Source organism: Syntrophotalea carbinolica DSM 2380 (genome assembly GCF_000012885.1).
GTDB lineage: Bacteria > Desulfobacterota > Desulfuromonadia > Desulfuromonadales > Syntrophotaleaceae > Syntrophotalea > Syntrophotalea carbinolica.
Genome location: NC_007498.2, coordinates 429,689 through 445,642, shown reverse-complemented (window position 1 = coordinate 445,642; position 15,954 = coordinate 429,689). Strand labels below are relative to the sequence as shown.

General features: G+C 56.4%; 14 protein-coding genes. 2 read left to right on the top strand and 12 right to left on the bottom strand.

Going from position 1 to position 15,954, the window contains the following annotated elements:
• Window positions 1-45: 45 nt before the first annotated feature.
• The 4 genes from PCAR_RS02460 to PCAR_RS02445 form a co-directional block, all read right to left on the bottom strand.
• A complete protein-coding gene (locus tag PCAR_RS02460; RefSeq protein WP_011340037.1) occupies window positions 46-492 on the bottom strand; it encodes an Hsp20/alpha crystallin family protein in 447 nt (148 codons plus the stop codon).
• A 214-nt stretch (window positions 493-706) separates the two neighbouring features.
• On the bottom strand, window positions 707-2,185 hold the full coding sequence (locus tag PCAR_RS02455; protein WP_011340036.1) for a sigma-54 interaction domain-containing protein: 1,479 nt from the start codon (window positions 2,183-2,185) through the stop codon (window positions 707-709).
• Between the two features lie 246 nt (window positions 2,186-2,431).
• Window positions 2,432-4,519, bottom strand: a complete 2,088-nt coding sequence (gene shc / locus PCAR_RS02450; protein WP_011340035.1) for a squalene--hopene cyclase — start codon at window positions 4,517-4,519, stop codon at window positions 2,432-2,434.
• Between the two features lie 38 nt (window positions 4,520-4,557).
• Window positions 4,558-4,755, bottom strand: coding sequence for a hypothetical protein (locus tag PCAR_RS02445; RefSeq protein WP_148204283.1), 198 nt, complete (start codon window positions 4,753-4,755; stop codon window positions 4,558-4,560).
• Window positions 4,756-5,577: 822 nt separating this feature from the next.
• On the opposite strand from PCAR_RS02445, the gene PCAR_RS02440 reads away from it, so the two are divergent.
• On the top strand, window positions 5,578-6,636 hold the full coding sequence (locus tag PCAR_RS02440; RefSeq protein WP_011340032.1) for an SO_0444 family Cu/Zn efflux transporter: 1,059 nt from the start codon (window positions 5,578-5,580) through the stop codon (window positions 6,634-6,636).
• Between the two features lie 171 nt (window positions 6,637-6,807).
• Window positions 6,808-7,077, top strand: coding sequence for a hypothetical protein (locus PCAR_RS02435; RefSeq protein WP_011340031.1), 270 nt, complete (start codon window positions 6,808-6,810; stop codon window positions 7,075-7,077).
• Window positions 7,078-7,151: 74 nt separating this feature from the next.
• Here PCAR_RS02435 and PCAR_RS02430 read toward each other — a convergent pair whose 3' ends face one another.
• The 8 genes from PCAR_RS02430 to PCAR_RS02395 form a co-directional block, all read right to left on the bottom strand.
• Window positions 7,152-7,925 carry an alpha/beta fold hydrolase gene (locus PCAR_RS02430; protein WP_220431701.1) on the bottom strand — a complete coding sequence of 258 codons (774 nt, stop codon included), beginning with the start codon at window positions 7,923-7,925 and terminating at the stop codon, window positions 7,152-7,154.
• Window positions 7,926-7,944: 19 nt separating this feature from the next.
• The gene (gene lipB, locus PCAR_RS02425; RefSeq protein ID WP_011340029.1) at window positions 7,945-8,580 is read right to left on the bottom strand and encodes a lipoyl(octanoyl) transferase LipB; all 636 of its coding nucleotides are present in this window, start codon (window positions 8,578-8,580) and stop codon (window positions 7,945-7,947) included.
• A gap of 74 nt (window positions 8,581-8,654) precedes the next feature.
• Window positions 8,655-9,569 carry a 3-hydroxyacyl-CoA dehydrogenase gene (locus PCAR_RS02420; protein ID WP_011340028.1) on the bottom strand — a complete coding sequence of 305 codons (915 nt, stop codon included), beginning with the start codon at window positions 9,567-9,569 and terminating at the stop codon, window positions 8,655-8,657.
• A gap of 201 nt (window positions 9,570-9,770) precedes the next feature.
• Window positions 9,771-10,598 (bottom strand): nitroreductase family protein, encoded by an 828-nt coding sequence (locus PCAR_RS02415; RefSeq protein ID WP_011340027.1) that lies wholly within the window; start codon window positions 10,596-10,598, stop codon window positions 9,771-9,773.
• Between the two features lie 308 nt (window positions 10,599-10,906).
• A complete protein-coding gene (gene lpdA / locus PCAR_RS02410; RefSeq protein WP_011340026.1) occupies window positions 10,907-12,319 on the bottom strand; it encodes a dihydrolipoyl dehydrogenase in 1,413 nt (470 codons plus the stop codon).
• Window positions 12,320-12,368: 49 nt separating this feature from the next.
• Window positions 12,369-13,298 (bottom strand): lipoyl synthase, encoded by a 930-nt coding sequence (lipA, locus tag PCAR_RS02405; RefSeq protein WP_011340025.1) that lies wholly within the window; start codon window positions 13,296-13,298, stop codon window positions 12,369-12,371.
• A 284-nt stretch (window positions 13,299-13,582) separates the two neighbouring features.
• Window positions 13,583-14,935 carry a 2-oxo acid dehydrogenase subunit E2 gene (locus PCAR_RS02400; RefSeq protein ID WP_011340024.1) on the bottom strand — a complete coding sequence of 451 codons (1,353 nt, stop codon included), beginning with the start codon at window positions 14,933-14,935 and terminating at the stop codon, window positions 13,583-13,585.
• Window positions 14,936-14,940: 5 nt separating this feature from the next.
• Window positions 14,941-15,954, bottom strand: a complete 1,014-nt coding sequence (locus tag PCAR_RS02395; protein WP_011340023.1) for an alpha-ketoacid dehydrogenase subunit beta — start codon at window positions 15,952-15,954, stop codon at window positions 14,941-14,943.

The following is a 15,954-nucleotide window of genomic DNA, read 5'->3' as shown; positions in this document are numbered from 1 at the left end:
TCCTTTATGTCGTCAAGTAAAAGGCGAAATGGTCCGGGATGCATATCAGCCGACATCGACGCTGATTTTCCTGGGGCGGGCCGCAGCCGCCTTGGGCAGCGTAATGGTCAGCAGACCATTTTTACAGATGGCCTTCACATGATCGCCATCGACATCGACCGGCAACTCCAGGGTACGTACGAACTTGCCGTTATCCCGTTCGCGTCGATGCCAGGTGCGCTCCTTATCCTCGACGACGGTACGCTCTCCGCTGACCGTCAGGACATTTTCCTGCACCGTTAAATCGAGTTTGTCCGGCGCAATCCCGGGCACCAGCACTTCGACATAGAGGTTTTCCGCATCGCCGTACAGATTCATGGCCGGTTGGCGACGAAGCCCTCGTCCGGCGTGAAAAGACGGCCCGAACAACCCACGCCCTCCGAACCCGCGAAAAGCATCATCGATTTCACGGCGCAGATTTTCCATTTCCCTATAAACGTTCCATGTAGCCATAGTGTCCTCCTTCAAGTTGGTTTGATGATGGCTTCAGCTTTGTTGCCTGTTACGCCATTCCTTATAACAACCATCGTGCCAACTCCGATGAGGACGAAAAGAAACGTTATTACAGGTAGTTACACAACCTTAAAGACAACACCCGCTATTTGCGACGTCGCCAACGAGTGTCGCAACCCCTATTTGCAACGTCGCAACCTTTTGCTTGCAACACTTACCGTTCGCATTGTCGCTCCAAGGTCGCGCGCGACAATCCCAGTTTTTTCATATAACGATACAGGGTGGCGCGATGCACCCCGAGGCGCCTGGCTGCGTCGGCCAGATTCCCCCCGGCATCGCAATAGGCGCGAGCGACCTCTTCCACAGTAAGATTGACAGGACGCGTCGAACGACGGCGCTCTTCCCCGGCATAAAATTCGGCTTCAAGTACAGTCGGATCCGGGCCGGATCCAGCGGCCTCATCCCGCACTTCGCGATGAGGCAAAACCATCGCGGGCACAAAATCCCGTTCCGAAACCGTTTGCCCCCGGGACTCCACCAGAAAATCCTGACGCTCCCGAATCCATTCGCCAAAAGCCCGCGCACCGATCACATCGGCCCGGTTCTCGATAAAAACCCGCTCCAGAACATTACGCAACTCGCGTATGTTGCCAGGCCACAAATAGGAACGCAGCAGGTTTACCGCTTCCGGCGTCAGGCGATAAACGCGACGCCCGTACTTGCGGGCAAAGAGTTTAAGAAAATGTTCAACCAGATGGGGGATATCTTCGGCACGCTCACGCAAGGGAGGCAGATGGATACGCAGCACGGAGATGCGGTGATAAAGATCGGCACGAAAACGCCCCATGCCCACCGCCTGCTCAAGGGGCACGTTGGTCGCGGCCACAATACGCACATCGACCCGCTGCTGCCGCTCCGCGCCAACCCGCTCGATCATCCCTTCCTCCAGCACGCGTAGCAGCTTGGCCTGGGTATTCAAGGGCATATCCCCGGCTTCATCGAGGAACAGCGTACCGCCGTCAGCGCGCTCGAAGCGCCCCCGGTGACTGCGCAACGCGCCGGTAAAGGCGCCTTTTTCATGGCCGAACAATTCCGATTCGAGAAGTTCATCGGAGATGGCCGAACAATTGACCGCGACAAAAGGACCTTCCGGGCGGAGGCTCTGGTCGTGCAGCGCCCGCGCCACCAACTCCTTGCCGGTCCCCGTCTCACCGGTGATCACGACCGCCGCATCGGATGGGGCAAACAAGGCGATTTTGCGAAACACCTCGCGTATAGCCGGGCTGTTGCCCACCATGCCGTAAAGGGAAACAGGCGCTTCCTTGCCGGAAACCTCAAGCTGCCGAAAAACAATCGCCACCTCGTGAGCGCGGAACGCTTCATCAAGCCCCAAAGGCCGCACATCGATAGACCACAGATCAGGTTGCGCTCCCAGCCGAACCCGAATCCCCAGCAAAGCGCGCCCGGCGGAAACCGCATCCCGGGCCAGGTCCTCCAGCGAGGGAACGCTGCCAGGCAACAGCTGATCTGCGAAGCGCCCCACTGCCAGCGATACATCGAGGCCGAGCAGCCGGGCCAGGGAGCCCGAAAGGGACTTTACCCGCCAGTGCCCCCCAGGGCCCTCGGCAATAACAAGGTCCGGTGCAGGAACCGGCAGCGCCCCATGACTTTGCTCCATGCTCTGCTCTTCCATAAGTGACCCTTCCCCTGTCTGACACCACCTGAGCCTGACCCTATGGGTAAGACCCGTTTCGCACCGCAAAAAAGGCCTCCGACAAGGCCAGCCCCCAAAAGCTTAACACACCTGCACACAATGTAATCAGCCCGCCGGACTTGCGCAAGCGCCCGCCGCGCAAAGGATCGTCAGCGCCGCATATTAAAAAAGCCGCCCGCATATGCGGACGGCTTATACTTATACTTATGCGAGCCCATCAAAGGTTCACCCGCAGGCTCTGCCACGCAGCGCCTCAGGCGCGACTTCTACCGAGCTGCGAGAATCCTGGTGCCGGGGATTGGCCGCCAGCCCCAGGTGGCGGCGTGCGCGGGCCATGGCTATGAGCGGGAAATAATGCCGGTACATGTTGTAATTGATCATGAATCCGCGCGCCAGTTCACAGCCCTGATCGAGCGTGGCGCCGGCTTCCTTGAGGTTGGTACGCTCGCCCACGCCATAGCCTGGAAAACCGGTACCGGTATACTGCGGCTCATCCCACGTCCCGGATTTTTGATGGGACAGCAGATAATCGAGCCCCCTGCGTATGGCCTCATCGTAATCATGACTACTCATGGCCACCAGCGCCATCAATGCCCAACCGGTCTGAGAGGCGGTACTGGAACCTTGTCCGCACTGACTGTCATCCATGTAGGATGCGCAGCTTTCCCCCCAGCCACCGTCGTCATTCTGGTGCCGGACCAGCCAATCCGCGGCACGCAGCACATAAGGCGCCCTCATATCCTCGCCAATGGCGGCCAGCGCAGGCAGCACGGCACAGGTGCCATAGATGTGATTGACGCCCCAGCGTCCGAACCAGCTACCTCCGGGCTCCTGCTCACTGCGGATATACTTGAGAGCCCTCGCCACAACCGGATCGTGCCGGTCCCGGCCGAGCGCGGCAAGCGCCTCAACCACATGGGCGGTAACGTCGACACTGGGCGGATCAAGCACTTCACCGAAATCGCAGAAAGGGATTTTGGTGACGATGGCACTGTTATTGTCGCGATCGAAAGCCGCCCAGCCGCCGTTCCTGCATTGCAGACCGAGAATCCACTCCTCGGCACGCTCCAGGGCGGCATCGACGGCTGCCGAATCCTTCACGTGGCGTCGAGCCTCAGCCAACACCACCAGCGCCAAGGCCGTATCGTCGACATCGGGATAGGCCGTATTGGCCCTTTCGAAAGCCCAACCACCAGGGCGGACCCCCCGTACTTTAACCTGCCAATCACCCCAGCTGGTAATCTGTTTGCTGAGAATCCAGTCAAGAGCCGGGCGCATCATGGGGGTATCGTCGAAGCTGCACCCGCTTTCAAACAAGGCCAACATGGTAAACAGAGTGTCCCACACCGGAGACTCACTGCACTGCAGGTAAACACCGCCGTTTTTCTCATAGGCCCAGGGGGGATTGAAAGCATCCAGCCCCTTGCTGATTACCGGGTGGTTAATCCCGTAGCCTTCCGTATTCAGGGCGATCAGGGAATAGATCAACGGCGGCTGAATACCGCCCCAGCCGCCATCGTAATCCTGATGGCGAACGATCCATTCCAGGCACAGGCGGATAGCTTTTTCGCGGCCGAACTGCATGGGCAGCCGGTTGTATTTTTTCAGGAACCAGTCCACCACCAGAAAAAAACGTTCCGCCAGTCCCTTCTCGCTCTCGGGCAAGCTGTAGTCGGCGTTTTCTCGCCCCTCGGGGAACAACTCGTCCAGCCGACTTTCGGCGGGAAGGGGCTTCACTGGACGCCGAACCGAAAGAACGCTCAACGGTACCAGGGTGGCACGTGCCCAGCAGGCGAAATCGTAAATATTGAGTGGGCACCAGGCGGGCAAGTATATGATTTCCGGGGCCAAGGCAGGCGTTTCGTCCCAGGGCCATTCACCGATCAGGGCAAGCCAGTAGCGGGTAAAAACACGTACGTTTTTCAATCCGCCATGGGAGAATATCCAGTTACGCGCCTTGATCAGCCGCTCGTCGCCGGCACCGAAGCCAGCAGTGCGCAAAGCGGCATAGGCTTCGACCGTTGCATTGATATCGCCAGCCGGCGCATCGTAATAGACTGCCCAGGAACCGTCTTCACGCTGCTCATTGAGTATGGCCTGCACAACCTTGTCGTATTTGGGATCGTCTTTGACTCCAAGCAAATGCATAGCCAGAATCCACTCGGCCTCGATACACGAGTTCGATTCCAGCATGCCGACCCAGAACCCCTCTTTGTCCTGGTTCTCGGCCAGCCATTCGATGGCGCTCTCTATGCCATCATCCAGGCTTTTGGCCGCATTTACCCCAGAGTTCAGCTGCCGAATGACGTTCAATGGACGAAAGCCTCCTGTGTAGTGCTTCACAACAAAGTTCAAAACGCTTGAATGCGTAAATAATCGAATCGCAAAAACCTGTTGCCCCAGTCGGCAACAAAACCGTACCCCCAGCGACCATTAAATGCAACCAACATACCAACCATTTCGGCGATGCCACCTATACACCGAGCAATGGCCTGACAAATCATTCTCCCGCTCAACCAACGAAAGAAAGCCGTGATAACGCCGGCCATACTGACATGCTTCAGCAACGTGGTTTTCACAAACGCTACAGGGAGGACACACCGAAGCATCACCTTTGGCGGAACCGGCTGTTTCCGTCGCCGGGCCAGGTTTGCCGGGAATCTGGATTTTGCCGAAAAGCCCGTCCGGTGCCTACATGACAGGTTGATCGCCCATAGCAGAATCGCTTAAAATCCGGCCGATTGGTCGCAAACCTCATGGGGGAGAGGGATCCGCTTTTCAACGCGACCCCTGTTTTATGCATAGCACCAATCCGAAAAGACCGAACCGCTGTCGGCGCCCGGATCGATTGATATGGGTTCCGCTCAAAAACCGCCAGAAACAACATCGAAAGCGCCCCAAAAATCAGGCGCAACGAATCTCAAGGCTTCGTTTTCGGCAATCACCCCCAGGCAAGATCGGAATTCAATCTTTTACCCTTAGTACAATGATTATAAAAAGTCAACTTTTTCAACACCCTCCCTCTTCAGGGAAGATATCGTCACCCGTTCCGGTCAGGCATCAGATTAACGACGGTACAGCTCAGGCGAATGGATAATAATACGCCCGATAAACCTCCTGCGCAACCCCTTATTTCCTTCCCCGCCCCCCTTCGGGACGAATTCTTTTCGCGGGCTCACCCTTGAGCGGTACTACCGAGCCACGCTATCGGCACGATTCCCACGGAAAACATCGACCTGGGAACCGCATAGCAGAAAAAGTCCTGTTGGCGTTATAAAGCAAACGACTATAATGTAATAAACAGGCGGACCATCGATCTATCCTACCGCCAAGGACCGCCGTTAACCTGCACATGACAAAGAGAGGCCGATATGATCGCCCTGCTGACAGGCATCATTACCGAAAGCTGGAGACTACTGGTTGAGGCAGCCCCCTTCGTCCTTTTCGGTTTTTTGGCGGCCGGTCTCTTAAAAGCCCTGATTCCCGAAAATTTCGTCGCCCGCCATCTTGGCAAAAGCAGCAGCGGATCCGTCATCAAAGCTTCGCTACTGGGTATCCCCCTGCCCTTATGTTCCTGCGGTGTCATCCCGGCAGCCATCGGACTTCGCAAGCAGGGAGCCAGTAAAGGAGCCTCGGCCGCCTTCCTGATCTCCACACCGGAATCGGGTGTCGACTCCATCGCCATTACCTGGGCACTCCTCGACCCCCTGATGACCATTGCACGCCCCGTCGCCGCGCTATTGTCCGCGACCGTTACCGGCCTGTTCATCAATCTGTTGCCCGAAGACAAGACAGGTCTTCCCGCCTATACCGAAGCCGACACAGGCAGTACCTGTCAGGATGCGTGCTGCAAGGGGCACCAACACCCAACGGGTGCCTCCATGAAAAGCAAACTGACCAAAGGCATGCGTTTCGCTTTTGGCGATCTGCTCGGCGATATCGGTACGTGGCTGCTGATTGGCATACTCATCAGCGGCGTCATCTCCTATCTGCTGCCGGCCTCGTTTTTTGCACAGCATCTGCAGGGTGAATGGTCTTCGCTGTTCATCATGCTGGTGGTCGGCATCCCGCTTTATATCTGCGCCAGCGCTTCGACACCCATAGCCGCGGCCATGGTTCTGAAAGGGCTTTCCCCAGGCGCCGCCCTGGTCTTTTTACTGGCAGGCCCGGCGACCAACGCCGCAACCATCACCGTTATCAGCAAATTCTGGGGCAAAAAAGTCACCCTCATCTACCTGGCGACCATCGCCAGCACCTCCCTGCTGATCGGCTGGCTGCTGAACCGTGTGTATGCCCTGCTTTCCATCGACATCACCCAATGGGTCTCGACCGCCGAAACAGAAACCGGCAACCCCCTGGCGGTCATCAGCGCCCTGCTGCTTCTGGCATTGATTGCCAGAAGCCTGTTTGGAAACCGCTGCGCTGATTGAAGATCAAGCCGTCAGCTGCCACCCGGGAATGGCAACGGGCCCTTCGCTTTTTCACGAAGGCAGCCACACCTAAAAGACCGAGACACGAAGAGCCGCAAGATGCTGCAGTATGGACCATCGAGAGGACAAACAGGACAAACAGGACAAACCATTTGGCACGGGGAGAACATCATGAAAAACATGCTCGCAAAAGCCAGGCGCATCGCCTTGGCCGACCCGCACCTTTCTCAATTCGATATTCATATCGAAGACAACGAACTGCATCTGTGTAAAGAAGGGGAATGTTTTGCCCGGCTGATTGCCGACGATCCGCCAGGCGTATGGCGCATGGCCTATTTTCACAATCTGGAGCGATGGGAATATCTGGATATCACCGGAACCCTGGAGGAATGCCTGGCCTTTCTGTCGGACAACCCCCACTACTTGTTCTGGGAAGGATAAGATCATCCGGCCAGAAGCGGGTCATTGAAAACAAGACGAACCAAAAAGGGAGAGGATGTGCGACGACCCGGATCTTAACCATCCAGCAAAAAGGATTCCACCGCCGTTAAAAAAGCTGCGGGCTGTTCGGCATGGACCCAATGGCCGGCTCCCTGGATGGTCGTGAATCGACGATGAACGAACAATGGGAACAGTGCATCCTCCCGGGAAGGATCGAGGTATTCGGACAGCTCCCCCCTGACAAACAGCGTCGGACAAAGTACCGGCCCGCCCAGAGGTAGCGCCGACAACAAATGCCGATAACTGGCAAAAAGTATCTTCAAATTGCAGTGCCAGTTCCATGCACCGTCCTTTTGCCGATAAAGGTTTTTCAACAAAAAACCGCGTACTTCGGCCTCCGGCACGTCTTGACGCAACAATTTCTCGGCTTCGCGTCGGCTTTCCAGCTGCGACAGGGAGATATTCAGCAACCCCCTGAATACCGCTTCATGGCGCGGAGCATAGGCCCCGGGCCCCATGTCCTCTACGATCAGACGATCGACACGCTCAGGATATCGATCCGCAAACAACATGGCGGCCTTGCCGCCCATGGAATGTCCCAGCAGATGCACGCGCCGTAGAGCATGCTTGTCCAGAAACGCACGAAGATCTTCCGCCATGACACCATAATCAAACTCTTCATGGTGAGGCGATCGGCCGTGATTGCGCTGATCGACCAGCCAGACACGAAAATGCCGGGCCAGCAGACGCGCAGGACCGCGCCAATTATCGAGGGACCCGAAAAGGCCGTGGAGGATAACCAGGTCGGGTCCCTCTCCCAGCATCTCAAAATGAAGATCCACAGTCACAGACATAGGCACCGGCGACTCAAAGGGTCGCAACCTGGGCCAGTGGCAGCCAGGTCTTCAGCAAGGATTGAAAATGATAAACCACCCGAGCTTTGACCTGAGCCATGGAAACCGGCTGTCCGGTTATCTGCTGCAGGGAGGTCATGGTACAACCGACGATCCCGCACGGATGGATACGAGAGAAACCTGACAGATCCAGGCAAACATTCAGGGCGAATCCGTGCATGGTTACCCAGCGTCGCGCCCCAGCGCCAATGGAGGCCAGCTTGCCTTGTTCGGTCCAGACGCCGGTTTTACCCTCGCGACGAAAACCTTCCACCCCCGTATCGGCGGCGGCGGCGATGAGTACCTCTTCGAGAAAACGCAGATAATGACGCAGATCCCTGCCGCGAAGACCGAGATTCAACAAGGGGTACCCGACCAACTGGCCGGGAGCATGGTAGGTAATGTCGCCGCCGCGATTGATGCTGACCACCTCGATGCTGTCATCCAGCAGGTTTTCCATGTGACCGCTGCGCCCCAGGGTATAAACAGGCGGATGTTCCACCAGCAGCAGGGTTTCCGGGGCGGAGCCGGCTGCAATATCCCGGACCAATTGTTCCTGTAAAGCATATGCCTCGGCATAAGGCATAACGCCAAGATCTTTTATTTCCATAACACAAAGCCCCCGGCCTTCAGCACGTCTGCATGCACTCCCTACCGCAGGATCAACGAACAGGGATGACGTTGCTATATTCTGCCTCCATGAATAAACTTCGGATCCTGATATGCGGGATGCGGGTAGGAATAAAACCCACGCCCGGTCTTAACGCCCAGCCAGCCCTTTTCAAGATATTCCTCTTTGAGATAGCTGGCGTTTTTAATGGTTTGCGCGTCCCTAGTCGTTTTGCCCCAGTAGTCCGTTACCTGCCACACCGTATCCAGCCCCATCACGTCAAGCATACCCAAGGGCCCTTTGGGCATCTTCATCACGGTCATCCATGCCCGATCGATATCCGGCACGGCCGCAACCCCGTTGGCGGCCAAGGTAATGGCGGCACTGTTCAAGCCACTGTACATGGCGTTGAAAACATAGCCGAAATTTTCTTTGTTCAACACCAGCGGGATCTGGTTGATCGATTTGGCAAAATCGTGCACCACCTTGACTACCTCCGACGAGGTGCCCGCATGGGGCATGACATCCGCCAGGTTTCCGACCCAGACCGGCTGGTGAAAATGCAACGCCAGAAAACGGTCAGGACGACCCGTGGCCTTTGCAATCTGGGAAGGCACGAGCAACGAAGCATTGGTGGAAAAAATGGTGCGCTGCGGACAATAGCGATCGAAACGGGCGAACACCTCACCCTTTAAGGCAGGATCCTCGGGCACCGCTTCGCAGAGCAGGTCCGCATTGGCCGCCTGGCGGGCATCGGTACTGATCGAAATACGGTTGATTGCCCTTTTCGCCGCCTGCGGTTGTATATGACCTTCGGCCACGAGATAATCCGCGTAGGCCCCAATCCGCTTCTGGGTCGCCTGCAAGACCTCCGCGGATATATCATAGATTGTGACAAAGTATCCGTGAGCCGCACACTGAAATGCAATCTGCCGCCCCATGGTGCCGCCGCCCACAACCAGCACCTGATTTATATCTTTCAGCTCCATTAGCGATCTCCTTTACGCAAACATCCATGCTTTCAAGAAAATCCCTCCCTAACAAAGCAATACAATCAATACAAAACTTCTGTGTCCCGTCGATGGCGGGCAACCTGATGACTCGAAATACCAAAGGAGTTCAACTCAGCTGCCCCCTACGGCCGCCACCGTATCGATTGAGCGGTCTTTCGCTTTCAGATCGCAGAAAAGCTACTTCACCAGGCGCCGTATTTTAGCGTCCTGGTCCCGCTGTACCGTCCGATAATACTTCACATCCGGCGTACCGAACAGCATCAGGTACACCACGTCATGGTCCTCGGGAACACCTACCGACTTCAACAATTGCGGTGCCAGATCGACCATGGCCCACTTGCCAAGTCCACACCAGGTGGTACCGATACCGGCACTGGCAGCCAACAGCTCAAAATAACTCAGAGCAATAAACACATCCGCCTCCCGGCAAGGGACCCCTTGTGCGGCCGAGGCAATCAGCAGATGCGGAGCATTTCGGAAAATCGGATCAAGCCCCTGTTCCATCAGCGGAACGATGTCTTTCATGATGCACAAGTTATCCGGGATCGCATCCCTGCGAGCCAGATCCTGTAACGCTTCCAGGGTTTCCTGCCTAATAGCCGCCATGGTCGCCGGATCCTCGACAACCAGGAACTCCACCCCGCGGGCGTTAACCCCCGTAGGCGCGTGCGCGGTTATTTTCAACAACTCGTCGATGGTTTCACTGGCAAGGGGTTCGGGCGCATACCGCCGGATGGATCGGCGCCCCTTGATCAAGGTCTCCATCTGATGTTGATTCGGAAACCGGCCTTCCAACGGCATACTATCGGCCGGATCCAATCCTAAAATACTTATCGCACCGGGTTTGCAAACCGCCATACAGTGCTGGCATTCGATGCAGACAGACTCTTTATCGGCGGGCAATGCCGGATAACCTTGCTCCATGCTGAGCAACCCGAACACACAATCCTGAATACATTCGCCACATTGGGTACAACGTGATTTATCCACCTTGAACTGTTTCATGGTCTCCCCTGTTTCCCGTTTGAATTATGGTCATGGCATCGGCGGCATGACAATCACCCCGGCCATGAAGGCAAGCGCCACGATACGCTTGCCGGATTTCCACAAACAACCTGTCCTCTACCCATCTCCCCATGGAAAAAATCCAAGTGGAAACGGACCCGAATCGTTTCCACTTGGTACAGGAGGAACTTGGAGAGGAAGAATAAAACGGTAAAAAGACCGGGAGGCGGCTAGGAGGTCCACCTCCCGGCAAGCAGGTCAGCCCTCGCAGGACTAGCCTAAAACAGTTATTTTCACGTTTAGATTTATCAGCAGTGTACGGCGGCGCCGTCCACATCCAGAGCGGCTTCCTTGACCGCTTCGGACAGGGTCGGATGACCGTGGAACATGGCACCGATGTCGTGGGCCGTACCGCCGTAGCTCATAACCGCCACGGCTTCAGCAATCATATCGGAAGCGCGAGGCCCGAAGATGTGCACACCCAGCACCTGCCCGTTCTCGGCATGGGCGATGATCTTGACGAAACCTTCGGTTTCCGCCATGGCGCGGGCACGACCGTTGCCGACGAAATTGAATTTACCGACTTTGACGGGGGTACCCTCTTCCTGCAGCTGCTGCTCGGTTTTGCCGACGGAAGCCACTTCCGGCCAGGTATAGCAGACACCGGGGATGGTACCGTAGTGAACTTCGGAATTTTTCCCGACCAGGCGCTCCACGAAAACCACGGCTTCTTCGGAGGCTTTGTGCGCCAGCATGGGGCCGGGGATCAGGTCGCCGATAGCGTAGATACCCGGGACATTGGTGGCGTAATTGTCATCGACCTTGATGGTTCCGCGCTCGCCCATTTCCACACCGAGTTCTTCCAGACCGAGGCCGTCGGTATTGGGCTTGCGACCGATGGACATGAGCACCTTGTCGCACACAACTTCTTTTTCTTTATCGTTTTTGACCAATTTCACGGTCGCCTTACCGCCGGACACTTCGATACCGCCGACGGTGGTGCCCATGTTGAAGGTCATGCCCTGTTTTTTCAGGGAGCGCTGCAGCGCCTGAGTGGTATCGGCGTCGGTCTTAGGCAGCATTTTGGGCAACATTTCGACCACGGTAACCTTGGAGCCGAGGCGCAACCACACGGATCCGAGCTCCAGACCGATATAGCCGGCGCCGATGATCATCAGATGTTCGGGGACTTTATCAATGCTCAGGGCGCCGACGTTGTCGATGATCACATCGTTGTCTACGGTAATGCCGGGAACCTGCGCAACCTTGCCGCCGGTAGCCAGCAGAACATTCTTGCCCTTGACCACGCCGGCGTTCTTACCGGTCACTTCAACCTGCTGCAGACCGTCGCCACCGGCTCCGAGCAGCTTGCCGCGGCCCTTGATCCAGGTAACTTTATTCTTTTTGAAAAGGAACGCGATGCCGCCGGTAAGATCGCTGACAACGCCTTCCTTGCGCTCCATCATCTTGGCCAGGTTAAGCTTCGGTGCAGGGATCTCGATGCCGTGCATATCGAACTTGTCCCGCGCCAGAGCGAAATGTTCGCTGGAGTCGAGCAGCGCTTTACTCGGAATGCAGCCTTCGTTAAGGCACACACCGCCGAGGGTCGGACGACTTTCCACCACGGCGACCTTCATGCCGAGCTGAGCTGCGCGGATCGCCCCGACATAACCTCCGGGACCGGCACCCAATACGATAAGATCGAAAATTTCGTCAGCCATTTTATATTCTCCTTATGCGGCAAAACTCCTGGGTTTTAACCGCGGCTTGTCATGTATGCAAAACTTCTTTTGCCTGTAGATCGGCGTGATAGGAAGAACGCACCAGCGGCCCTGAAGCGACCTGGGAAAAGCCCATCTTTAAACCGGCAACCCGAAACGCCTCGAACTGCTCCGGGGTTACATAGCGCTGAACCGGCAGATGATGGCGACTGGGTCGCAGATACTGTCCGATGGTCAGCATATCGCAACCGTGCACCCGCAAATCCCGCATAACTTCAAGGATCTCTTCGTCTGTTTCGCCCAATCCCAGCATCAGGCCGGATTTGGTCGGTATACCGGGATAGGTTTCCTTAAACCGCTGCAACAACCGCAAAGATTCGTGATAACGGGCACCAGGTCGTGACTCCGCATAAAGACGCGGTACCGTTTCAAGATTATGGTTAAACACGTCGGGCAGACAGTTGCCGAGGTTCTTGAGGGCGGCATCGACATGCCCCCGGAAATCAGGCACCAGGATCTCCACCTTGACACCCTCGGTTTTCTTGCGGATGGATTCGATACACTGTGCGAAATGTGCGGCGCCGCCATCTTCCAGATCGTCCCTGGTCACCGAGGTGATCACCACGTATTTGAGCTTCATGGCGCCGATGGCGTCCGCCAGATGTCCCGGCTCTTCGGTATCCAAGGCAGCAGGCCGGCCATGTGCCACGTCGCAAAAGGGACAACGACGCGTACAGACATCGCCCATGATCATGAAGGTTGCCGTCCCACGCTTGAAACATTCGCCGAGGTTGGGACAGCTGGCCTCTTCGCACACCGTATGCAGATGCAAATCACGCAGGATTCCCGTCAACCTGCCAACCTCCGGCGAGATCGGCGCCTTGGCGCGGATCCAGGTCGGCTTGGACAAAGCGCCTTGCTCATCAGTCGTCGCTAGGGCCGTTTTATCGGCACCACGTTTTTTTTGTCCAACATCCATGATCGTGACCCTTATCTTCCCGATGCCCTTTGTGCGGCATCAAACCCGTAATACCGTCTCGTGCAGAATCATCACAACTCTTCGAACCTGACCGACCCAATCGCCTTCGATCAGCAGCTCAACATGGGCTGTCATCCCCGGCACATGAAATCCTGAGCAAGACCAACAACCCCTGACTCTTTTTTCATGATCCGACTATACCAAATATACACAAACGCTATTCCGCGAAATCTTTTATCGACCGGCACCCCTTTGAGGGGGTGCCGGCTTTTTGCTATCTAAAATTAAAGCTCTTCGGGATTTTCCAGAAGACGCTTCAGTTCCACCAGGAACTGGGCGGAGTACAACCCGTCCACCACCCGGTGGTCGGCTACCAGGGTCACCTTCATCGTTGACACGGGAACCATTTCGCCATCTTTCACTACGACTTCGTCTTTGATGCCGCCAACTGCCAGGATCGCAGACATTCCCGGGGGCACCAGGGCACCGAATGAATCGACCCCGAGCATACCCAGGTTGGAAATGGCGAAGTTACCACCAGCCATTTCAGCAGGGCCGCAGGTACCGGCCTTAACCTTGTCGATTACAGCGCGGGAAGCGCTGGCAACTTCTTCAAGGCTGAGGGCTTGACAGCCCTTGACAACCGGCATCATCAGAGCATCGTCGGTGCCGACGGCAACGGCGATGTTTACATCGGCATTAAGGCCATATTCCTTGCCGCCCAGAGTGGCGTTAACCATCGGGTACTGCTCGATGGCCTTGCCACAGGCCCTGATTACCATATCGTTCATGGAAACAGCCTTGCCTGCAGCCTTGAGACCGGCACGGAATTCCTTGGCCGCACCCATCTCGATGCCCATGGTGACCGGGAACTGGGGAATAGTCCACGAGTTGGTCACCGTATTGGAGATGGCGGCACGCATGGCCGACATCGGCTTGCTGGTCGGCTGCGCCGGAGCTGCAGCTTCTTCTTCCTCGTCACCCGAGGCGGCTTCGCCACCACGGCTGGCAAGGTAAGCATCGATATCGGCATCGGATACCGAGGCATCGGCAATAATACCGATCAAGGCTTTTACCGGATATTCCTCGTCCTCTTCACCGATCTTGCGACGCAACACACCTGCCACGGTACTTTCAACCGGCTGAGCGATCTTATCCGTCTCAACTTCCATGATCTCGGTACCGACTTCGACTTCATCCCCTTCGTCGATGAGCCAGGAAGAGATGGTGCCTTCTTCCATGGTCAGGCCCCACTTGGGCATGGTCAGCTCATAGATACCTTCAGGTGCAGCAGCGGTTTCTGCAGGAGCTTCATCTTCATCGGAACCCTCAGCACCTTCGCCGCCGTAGCTGGCGATAAACGCGTCGATTTCCTCTTCGGTGACATCCTCTGCAGCGATGATCCCGATCAGAGCCTTCACAGGGTATTCTTCGTCTTCTTCACCGATCTTGCGACGCAGGATACCTTCGACAGCACTTTCAACGGGCTGCGCGATCTTGTCGGTTTCGACTTCGAGAATTTCACTCCCGACTTCGATAGTGTCGCCCTCGTCCATCAGCCAGGAAGAGATGGTGCCTTCTTCCATGGTCAGGCCCCACTTGGGCATGGTGAGAGCTATGATTCTATTGTCACTCATGATACTTACTCCATGGTTTTACGTACAGCCGCTTCGATTTTCTTAGCGTCAGGCAGGTAAGCGGCCTCAAGATTGGCTGCAAAAGGCGTAGGAACGAACGGAGCCGTTACCATCTGGGGAGCTGCCTTCAAAGCGCCGAACACATTCTGGGACACGTGCCCGCAGATATCGGAAGCAACGCCGCAGAGGTCATAGCTTTCGTCAACAACCACCAGGCGACCGGTCTTCTCGACGCTGGAGTAGATGGCGTCCCAGTCCATCGGCGAGATGGTACGGGGATCGATAATGGTGCACTCGATACCGTCTTTGGCCAGCTTCTTGGCAGCCTTTTCGGCGAACTGAACCATGCGGGCCAGAGCAACGATGGTAACGTCCTTACCTTCCTGAACAACATTGGCTTTGCCCAGAGGAATGGTGTAGTGCTCTTCAGGAACCTCGCCCTTCATGGTGTAAAGAGCTTTGTGCTCGAAGAACACGCAGGGATCGTCATCCGCAATGGAAGCGGCCAGCAGACCTTTGGCATCGTAGGGGTTGGAGGGGATGATGCACTTCAGACCCGGCACATGAGCGAACATCGAGTAAGGACTCTGGGAATGCTGAGCGGCGGCGCTGAAACCGGCGCCGATCATGGTGCGGATGGTTACCGGGGTAACAGCCTTGCCACCGAACATGTAACGGAACTTGGCAGCCTGGTTGTACAGCTGGTCAAAGCAGACGCCCATGAAGTCGGAGAACATCAGCTCGCCGATGGCGCGCAATCCACAAGCCGAAGCGCCGACGGCAGCACCGATATAAGCGGACTCGGAGATCGGAGTATCGATGATACGGTCGGGGAACAGCGGATACAGACCCTTGCTGACGCCGAGAACGCCGCCCCAGGAATCGCGCTCCTTGTCCAGAGTAACGGTACCGGCGCCGCCGGCAACGTCGAGCCCGATGAGGACAACGGACTCGTCACGTTCCATCTCCAAACGCATCGCTTCGTTCAGTGCGTCCTTGAACATAATCTTTCTAGCCAT

Bases quoted from the DNA above. Each gene is read 5' to 3' on its own strand.
- PCAR_RS02460 (WP_011340037.1), bottom strand. From the start codon at position 492: ATGGCTACATGGAACGTTTATAGGGAAATGGAAAATCTGCGCCGTGAA.
- PCAR_RS02455 (WP_011340036.1), bottom strand. From the start codon at position 2,185: ATGGAAGAGCAGAGCATGGAGCAAAGTCATGGGGCGCTGCCGGTTCCT.
- PCAR_RS02445 (WP_148204283.1), bottom strand. From the start codon at position 4,755: ATGGCCGGCGTTATCACGGCTTTCTTTCGTTGGTTGAGCGGGAGAATG.
- PCAR_RS02440 (WP_011340032.1), top strand. From the start codon at position 5,578: ATGATCGCCCTGCTGACAGGCATCATTACCGAAAGCTGGAGACTACTG.
- PCAR_RS02435 (WP_011340031.1), top strand. From the start codon at position 6,808: ATGAAAAACATGCTCGCAAAAGCCAGGCGCATCGCCTTGGCCGACCCG.
- lipB (WP_011340029.1), bottom strand. From the start codon at position 8,580: ATGGAAATAAAAGATCTTGGCGTTATGCCTTATGCCGAGGCATATGCT.
- PCAR_RS02420 (WP_011340028.1), bottom strand. From the start codon at position 9,569: ATGGAGCTGAAAGATATAAATCAGGTGCTGGTTGTGGGCGGCGGCACC.
- PCAR_RS02415 (WP_011340027.1), bottom strand. From the start codon at position 10,598: ATGAAACAGTTCAAGGTGGATAAATCACGTTGTACCCAATGTGGCGAA.
- lpdA (WP_011340026.1), bottom strand. From the start codon at position 12,319: ATGGCTGACGAAATTTTCGATCTTATCGTATTGGGTGCCGGTCCCGGA.
- lipA (WP_011340025.1), bottom strand. From the start codon at position 13,298: ATGGATGTTGGACAAAAAAAACGTGGTGCCGATAAAACGGCCCTAGCG.
- PCAR_RS02400 (WP_011340024.1), bottom strand. From the start codon at position 14,935: ATGAGTGACAATAGAATCATAGCTCTCACCATGCCCAAGTGGGGCCTG.
- PCAR_RS02395 (WP_011340023.1), bottom strand. From the start codon at position 15,954: ATGGCTAGAAAGATTATGTTCAAGGACGCACTGAACGAAGCGATGCGT.